We start from the raw sequence: 7,321 nt of genomic DNA, 5'->3' as shown, positions 1-7,321 counted from the left end.
ACGGGGCTAACAAACCCCGTTATTCAATACTTACACAGTTTTTAATATAGTGCCATATAGAAGCATAGCATTAGTATTTTATTTCAAGAACTTCGAGTTTTCGTGTCTCATTACCGAGCTTGAAGTTTACAGTTTCACCAATTTTCTTACCCGTAACCGCACGTGCAATTGGCGCAACAAAAGCTATTTTTTGCATTTTGATATTTGCCTCATCCACCCCTACGATCTGGAATTTCTGAATTTGTGAACTATCGAGGTTCTTCAATTTTATGTGCGCTCCAAACCGAATTTCATTCTGTGCCTGTTCTTCAGGTTTTAAAACCCGGGCAGATTGAATTCTTTCGGCCAGTAATTTCATTTTTCCATCAATAAGGCCTTGAGCCCTTCTTTTTTCTGTATCGTCTTTGATACTTATACTAGATCGCTCTTTTTCAAGCCCTTTCAATTCCAAATGTAGTTCTTGTAGTCCATTTGGTGTCACATAATTTGTAACTCCATCTGGTATCGCTGCCCTTGGTGGAATGATCACTGGTTCTTCTTGATCTTCTTCCTTTACAAATCCTCTACTCATAATTCGTATCTTATGTTCTCCTAATTATAGCTAAACCCAGTGGAAATGTATTAAACAACAATCATAAATATTTCTCAAAACCTAACAACAGGTTTTGGATGGTACTACATTTAGCAAATTTTAAGTATGGAAATGAGTCTGGAAATCATTGTTCTTTTCGTGATCATCCTTGGTGTGATCGTTCTATTTGCTCTGGAAGTATTTCCGGTAGATAAGATCGCATTTATTATTCTGGGCCTTTTATTATTAACAGATCTGGTTTCTCCGGAAGAAGCCATTTCAGGTTTTTCCAGTCCCGCGACGATCACGGTACTTTGTCTAATGATCATAGCGATAGGACTCGAGGACAATGGTGTTATAGATCTCCTCGCCCAGGGAATGAGGAAATTGAAAGGTCTGCCCCTGCTTATGATGATCCCGGTTTTTATGTTTATCGCAGGAAGTATTTCTGCTTTTATAAATACGACGGCTGTAGTTTTAGTCTTTGTGAAGATCATCGATGAACTGGCAGAGAAATATGACATTCCCAGTTCAAAATTATTACTACCGGTTTCTTTTGCAGGGATTATAGGTGGCAGCTGTACACTTATGGGAACTTCTACGAACCTGATTGTTAATGCGGTGGCCGTTAAAAGAGGTGTCGAGCGCTTCGGATTCTTCGAATTTAGTTGGTACGGAGTCATTTTTATGCTCATAACTATTGCTCTGGTAAGTTTGATGGCGGGATTTCTTCCGAAGAAAAAACCCAGCGATCTTAATTCGGTTTATAAATTAGACGAGTTTATTACGAAAGGAATCGTTAGTGAAACCTCAAAATTGATTGGCAAAAATCTTCGGGATATCTTCGGCGATGAAAAGGATTCTATTGAAGTGATCAGGCTCAAACGTAAAGGAGTTATCAATGACCATCCAGGTAGATATACGACCTTAAAACTTGGTGATCAATTACTACTTAGATGTAGTATAGAACAACTCATACAACTTAAAGAAGAAGGTGATCTTACGATTATTAGAAATTCTGAAGCTAAAGCTGTAAAGCCAATCGTGAACGAGGCTTCAGAAATTGAAGAAAACATTCAGCTCGTAGAAATATTAATGTTGCCTAACTCACCTTTAATTGGTAAAAGTATCAAAACCGTGGGCTGGTATGATCTTCATGGAGCAGTTCCTTTGGCGATCAGGAAAAGAAGAAGCTTCAGAAATCCTAAAAGAAGAATTTTCAATAAAAAGTCTGATGATATTGACCTTCGGGTTGGAGATCGTCTTCTGGTGGAAGTAACGCAAAACGACCTGCATGAACTTCAGAAAATGGACAATATTAGCATTCTGCAAAATCATGAAGAAATTAGTATTGTATCCAAAAAGAAACGTTCCCTTAGCCTCGGAATTTTAATTCTTGTTATTGCACTATCCGCATTTTCTATATTCCCAATTCTGAAAAGTGCCGTGATTGGCTGTTTTTTAATGATTCTGCTGAAGTGTATCGATCTGGGAAAAATCTATACACAGGTAAACTGGCAGATCATTTTTCTGCTGGCAGGAATGATCCCGCTAGGTGTAGCCATGAGCAATACCGGGGCAGATGACTGGATCTCCACCAATCTCTTACTACTTTTCGATGGCAAACCGAATTACAGCATTATAGGATTACTATTTTTAGTGACGATGTTCCTAAGCGGATTCATCTCAAACAATGCTACGGCTATTATCATTGCCCCCATAGCGATCACCATCGCAACTAAGTTACAACTGGACCCAAAACCATTTATTCTGGCTGTACTTTTTGCATCAAATTTCAGCTTTTTCACCCCGGTGGGTTACCAGACCAATACGATCATTTATGGAATGGGAATTTACAAGTTCAAACATTTCCTGATTATAGGCGGTGCTTTATCGATCGTGCTTTGGATTGCGGCAACCTTCTTACTGAGCAGACAGTTATAAAAATGTATTTTTACTGGAAAAAATTATGTCCAGATTACTCATCATTGGTTATGTATGGCCAGAACCCAATTCCTCAGCTGCGGGAGCCAGAATGATGCAATTAATCCAATTTTTCAGAGAGCGTAACTTTCATATAACCTATGCAACTTCAGCAAGAAGATCAAAAAATATGGCAGATCTTGAAACCTTAGGTGTTACCAGCCGGGAGATTCAGCCAAATAATGATGAGTTTGACGTTTTTGTACAAGAGCTGGATCCTCAAATCGTTCTTTTCGATCGTTTTATGATGGAAGAGCAGTTTGGATGGAGAATTGATAAATTTTGTCCCGATGCTTTAAAGATTCTGGATACCGAAGATCTGCATTCGTTGAGGAAAGTCAGAGAAACTATCTTGAAGTCCGGTCAGGAATTGGACGATGTTTATTTGGATGCTGAAATTACGAAACGTGAAGCTGCGGCAATCTACAGGTGTGATATTTCTTTAATCATTTCTGAATTCGAAATGAACCTTTTAGTTGAAAAGCTAAAGATCCCGGAGCATATACTTTTCTACCTGCCATTTATGATGGAGACTGTTTCTTCTGAAAATAATAGCTACACTGATAGAAGAGACTTTATTAGTATTGGTAATTTTCTTCATGAACCAAACTGGAGAGCAGTTCTAAATTTAAAGGAAAATATCTGGCCTTTACTCAGCAAACTAGTACCAGATGCCCAGTTACATATTTATGGAGCCTATCCTTCCCAGAAAGTATGGAATTTGCATAATAAAGCCGAAAGATTTATAATTCATGGACGGGCAGAAAATGCCCTGAAAGTGATGAGTGATGCCAGGGTATGCCTTGCTCCTATTCAATTTGGAGCTGGATTAAAAGGCAAATTAGCTGAGGCAATGGCTTGCGGAACTCCTTCAGTAACAACAAAAATTGGTAGTGAAGGAATGGCTGGAGATTTAGAGTGGAATGGATTCATTGAGGACGATCCTGCTCAATTTGTTGAATCAGCTAAAATGCTATATATCGATGAGCAATTATGGAACAAAAAAAGTGAACAGGGTTCAAAGATCCTGAAAGAACGATTCGACCAGGACATTCACCAGGCAAGATTCGATAGGAAATTATCCATGACTCTTAAACAGCTTCCGCAGCATAGGAAAGAAAACTTTACGGGTCTAATGATGAAACATCATCTCCAACGGAGCACTTATTTTATGTCCAGATTCATTCAGATAAAAAATGCTATAAATTAGAAAACCGCTGGAAGCATAAGCTATCCAACGGTTTTCACTACACAAAAAACAGTTTAACCAAACATCATCAGAAGTATCAAACAATGGCTTCAAAAGCCCTTCTGAACAATTTTTTATTGAGATTCTGCAAAGCGGCAGTCTTATATTTCGTATCGACTAAGAGCGAGATGTTATTGTTGCTTCCTCCATAAGAGATCATTCTAACCGGCACGTCATCCAGAATTTCGAACAATCTTGGAGTTCCACGATCGTCAATAAGTCCCTCACCAACCACACAGATGATACTGTGATCGCGATCAACACTAATCTCTCCATAAGCATTGAGTTCGCTTAAAATAGGTTCAAGGTTCGAAACATTGTCAATAGTAAGTGAAATGGCAATTTCTGAAGTGGTGATCATATCAATTGCCGTTTCATATTTATCGAAAACTTCAAATATCTTCCTTAGAAAACCATGAGCCATCAACATCCTGTTGGATTTAATTTTGATAGCTGTAATATTATCTTTTGCAGAGATAGCCTTTAAACCTTTGGTTTCAGAAATTGCAGAAATACAGGTTCCAGGATCGGTTGGTTTAAAAGTATTCTTGAGATATACAGGAATATTTTTCTCGATAACCGGCGATATGGTTTGTGGATGCAGGATCTTCGCACCAAAATAGGCAAGCTCTGCAGCTTCCTCGAAACTTAGCTGAGCTACCGGAAAGGTGTTTTCCACTACCCTTGGATCATTATTGTGTAAACCATTAATATCGGTCCAGATCTGTATTTCAGAAGCATTTACAGCGGCTCCAATGATCGTTGCCGTAAAATCACTTCCTCCCCGGTTAAGCGTCGATATCTCTCCGCGATCATTGATTCTAACGAATCCCTGAGTTATATAAATGGATTCTTCAGCCTGCGAATTAAGTTGATTCTGAAGCAATTTTCCAACGAGTTCTGTATCTGGATTTTCAAGATTAGTAACCTGCATGAAATCCCTGGCATTCAACCATTTGTTGGAAATATCATTTTTTGTCAAATAAAAACTGAAGATCTTAGTAAGAATAGTTTCTCCAGTTGTCAATATCTTACATTCATTTTCTACAGTGAATTCCTGAGAAGCGATATGTCTCAGTTCTGAAAGTTCAGCCTGCAGGATGTCGAAAATTTCATTTCTATCATCTACGGAATTGAACAGGTTTTCAATTTCCTGTTCATGCCTGATAAAGAGTGCTTCCAGGATTTCGTCGATCTCAACCTGATCTCTCTGTTCTACACTACTAGCAAGTTCTACCAGAAGATTTGTGACACCAGACATAGCAGACAGTACCAATAACTTGCCTCCTTCAATATTCTGAATGATACTTGAAACATTCCGGATATTCTCTGCAGAACCTACTGAAGTACCTCCAAATTTTAAAACTTTCATATCTCCCATATTTCTCTGTGCATAATTACATATAGTTTCAACTGCACTAAAGAAAATTGACCGATTTATATACATTTGCACATTATGTACAATAATTAACAATGAAAACAATTACTACCGTAGTCCACGACATTATAAGGCATCAACCATTTCTGGATGATGCAATCGCCAGGGATATTGTAAATTTTAGTGGTTTAGCAGCTGATATTCAACCGCAAGTCGAACAGGAAATGCGAAAATCTGTTAAACAGGGAAGTATAATTATGGCACTTCGTCGTTACGCACCACATAGAACCAAGATCAATATGAAAAGCCTGAGAGAATTAGGTGATATTATTGTAAGATCTGGCATTACTGAGTATACTTTCCTTAACAGTAAAACCATAATTGCAAACAAAGCTAAACTATTGGAATCTGTTAAGGATCAAACCGGCATTTACCTTAATTACTCCAGTAATTATCAGGAAAGCAATATTCTGGTTTCCTCAACTCTTACAGATCTGGTAGAAGATTGTTTCAGAAATGAAGTGAGGGTAACGGTAAAGAAGGAATTGTCTTCGATCACCATTGCACTGCCTAAGAATAGCTCTCAAACAGTTGGTCTATATTTTTATATGTTCAAATTGCTTGCTTATGAGGGAATTCCAGTTTTTGAAATGATCTCCACGTCGAATTACTTCGCTCTTTTCCTGGAAAAGGAATATGTGAATAAGGCATTTTTGCTTCTGAATGAAATCAAAGCTTAAGTACTACCAGTATTCGTAATAGACACCTGTCATTGCAACCACTGTGAAAACGATAATAAATGCAATCGCTAAGTAGATAAGCTTATTTGAATTGCTATTATTTTCATTGAAGATGTTTGGGTCTGAAGTGGTTTCAGATTTGTTCCCGGTAGGCATATTTTTGGTCGTTTGGTTAGAAATCGACCCCAATATACTAATTATCAATAATTTAATTGTAGGAATTTTAAATATTTCATATTTGAATCCAAAAATAAAATATCATTTAAATTATTGTTGATTATCACTTAGGACGCAGAAATGGTGTCAATATTCCACAAAGATTCAATTATAATCCTTCACGATACTAGCCCATTCCATTGACTTCAGAATACGAACCAGCACAGGATCGATCATATCCCGATATTCAGAATTTTTCGGAAATGCATAACTATAATAATCCTTCTTCAAACTTTGCTCAATAATTTCCAGTTCGTTTTCAAGGTTCATTTGCTCAATATGGTACCTTAGAATAGGTTCATCATAGACTACGAGATATGTTTCTTCCTTGTTAAGATTGTCCAATGCCTCCATTCCATTATTGACAAGTTCGGTTTCAATATTATATAATTCCAGAAGTTCCTGAGAGCTCGAACTCATTACGGTAGTTACATCAAATCGATCGAGATCCTGAATATTGTTTATTTCTTCGTTAATACCTTTTACAGTTAATGATGAGGCGATGCCAGCAGTAAAACTAGAAATTATAATAACAGCCATAAACATCCAGATTAGACCTATGATCCTTCCACCTAGCGTTCGCGGTGATTTATCTCCATAACCAACCGTAGTCATGGTTACTGCACTCCACCAGAATCCCTGTAAAATTCCCCTTAAATTACCTCCAAATTCTTCCTTGTTCTTTTTTCTTTCAAACACCCATACTAAAAAGCCGAATATAAATATGACAAGTAAAAGCAATCCTATGATAGAGAAAAACTCCCAGCTAAATAGATTTTTAAGGTGTCTTAAAGTTTGGGATTCTGATCTTTTGGCGACGCTGGTGTGAGAAATAAAGTATGGCTGTGAAAATTCCATACGATGCATACGGTTATCTGTCACTGTGACCGGATTGATACTAAAGTCTACCTCGCCTGCTTCTATACCGTCCAGTAAACTTCCTAGGTCCTCGTATTCTTTGAATTCGTAGTCCAATTGCAGTTCCTCGTTGACCATTTTCCAGGAAGCTATACTAAGACCTCTAAATTTACCATTATGTTTCTCAACAAAAGGAGCGGTTTCAGAAATACCTATGACCACTTTATTCGTTTCCGAAGAAAGGCTATCCTGAGCGATAAGCGAATTGATGCAAAAGGGGATAAAACATACAAACAGGATAGTAAACCTGGAATAACACATCATTT

The 7,321-nt window shown here is 37.6% G+C and carries 7 protein-coding genes; 3 read left to right on the top strand and 4 right to left on the bottom strand.

Annotation, left to right across the window (positions count from 1 at the left end; translation table 11 throughout):
• Positions 1–70: 70 nt before the first annotated feature.
• Entirely contained in the window at positions 71–571 is a 501-nt protein-coding gene (locus QZ620_RS05625; RefSeq protein ID WP_295179874.1) for a GreA/GreB family elongation factor, read from the bottom strand.
• 126 nt (positions 572–697) lie between these two features.
• Here QZ620_RS05625 and QZ620_RS05620 point away from each other — a divergent pair, with 126 nt between their 5' ends.
• Both QZ620_RS05620 and QZ620_RS05615 read left to right on the top strand, forming a co-directional pair.
• Positions 698–2,515: an SLC13 family permease gene (locus QZ620_RS05620; RefSeq protein ID WP_366935445.1), complete on the top strand. Its 1,818-nt coding sequence runs from the start codon at positions 698–700 to the stop codon at positions 2,513–2,515.
• A 25-nt stretch (positions 2,516–2,540) separates the two neighbouring features.
• Positions 2,541–3,764 (top strand): glycosyltransferase family 4 protein, encoded by a 1,224-nt coding sequence (locus QZ620_RS05615; protein WP_295179872.1) that lies wholly within the window; start codon positions 2,541–2,543, stop codon positions 3,762–3,764.
• Positions 3,765–3,840: 76 nt separating this feature from the next.
• Here the strand turns inward: QZ620_RS05615 and QZ620_RS05610 are convergent, their stop codons facing one another.
• Complete coding sequence (locus QZ620_RS05610) at positions 3,841–5,175, bottom strand: aspartate kinase (protein WP_295179870.1); 1,335 nt, start codon at positions 5,173–5,175, stop codon at positions 3,841–3,843.
• 101 nt (positions 5,176–5,276) lie between these two features.
• On the opposite strand from QZ620_RS05610, the gene QZ620_RS05605 reads away from it, so the two are divergent.
• Positions 5,277–5,921 (top strand): hypothetical protein, encoded by a 645-nt coding sequence (locus QZ620_RS05605; RefSeq protein WP_295179869.1) that lies wholly within the window; start codon positions 5,277–5,279, stop codon positions 5,919–5,921.
• A 3-nt stretch (positions 5,922–5,924) separates the two neighbouring features.
• Here QZ620_RS05605 and QZ620_RS05600 read toward each other — a convergent pair whose 3' ends face one another.
• The gene (locus QZ620_RS05600) at positions 5,925–6,077 is read right to left on the bottom strand and encodes a hypothetical protein (protein ID WP_295179867.1); all 153 of its coding nucleotides are present in this window, start codon (positions 6,075–6,077) and stop codon (positions 5,925–5,927) included.
• A 165-nt stretch (positions 6,078–6,242) separates the two neighbouring features.
• Positions 6,243–7,319: a transporter substrate-binding domain-containing protein gene (locus tag QZ620_RS05595; protein WP_295179865.1), complete on the bottom strand. Its 1,077-nt coding sequence runs from the start codon at positions 7,317–7,319 to the stop codon at positions 6,243–6,245.
• Between the last annotated feature and the right edge of the window lie 2 nt (positions 7,320–7,321).

It is taken from the genome of uncultured Christiangramia sp. (genome assembly GCF_913046405.1).
Taxonomy (GTDB): domain Bacteria; phylum Bacteroidota; class Bacteroidia; order Flavobacteriales; family Flavobacteriaceae; genus Christiangramia; species Christiangramia marina.
Note: the sequence above shows the minus strand (reverse complement) of the source record. Positions and strands in the feature narration are given on the sequence as shown.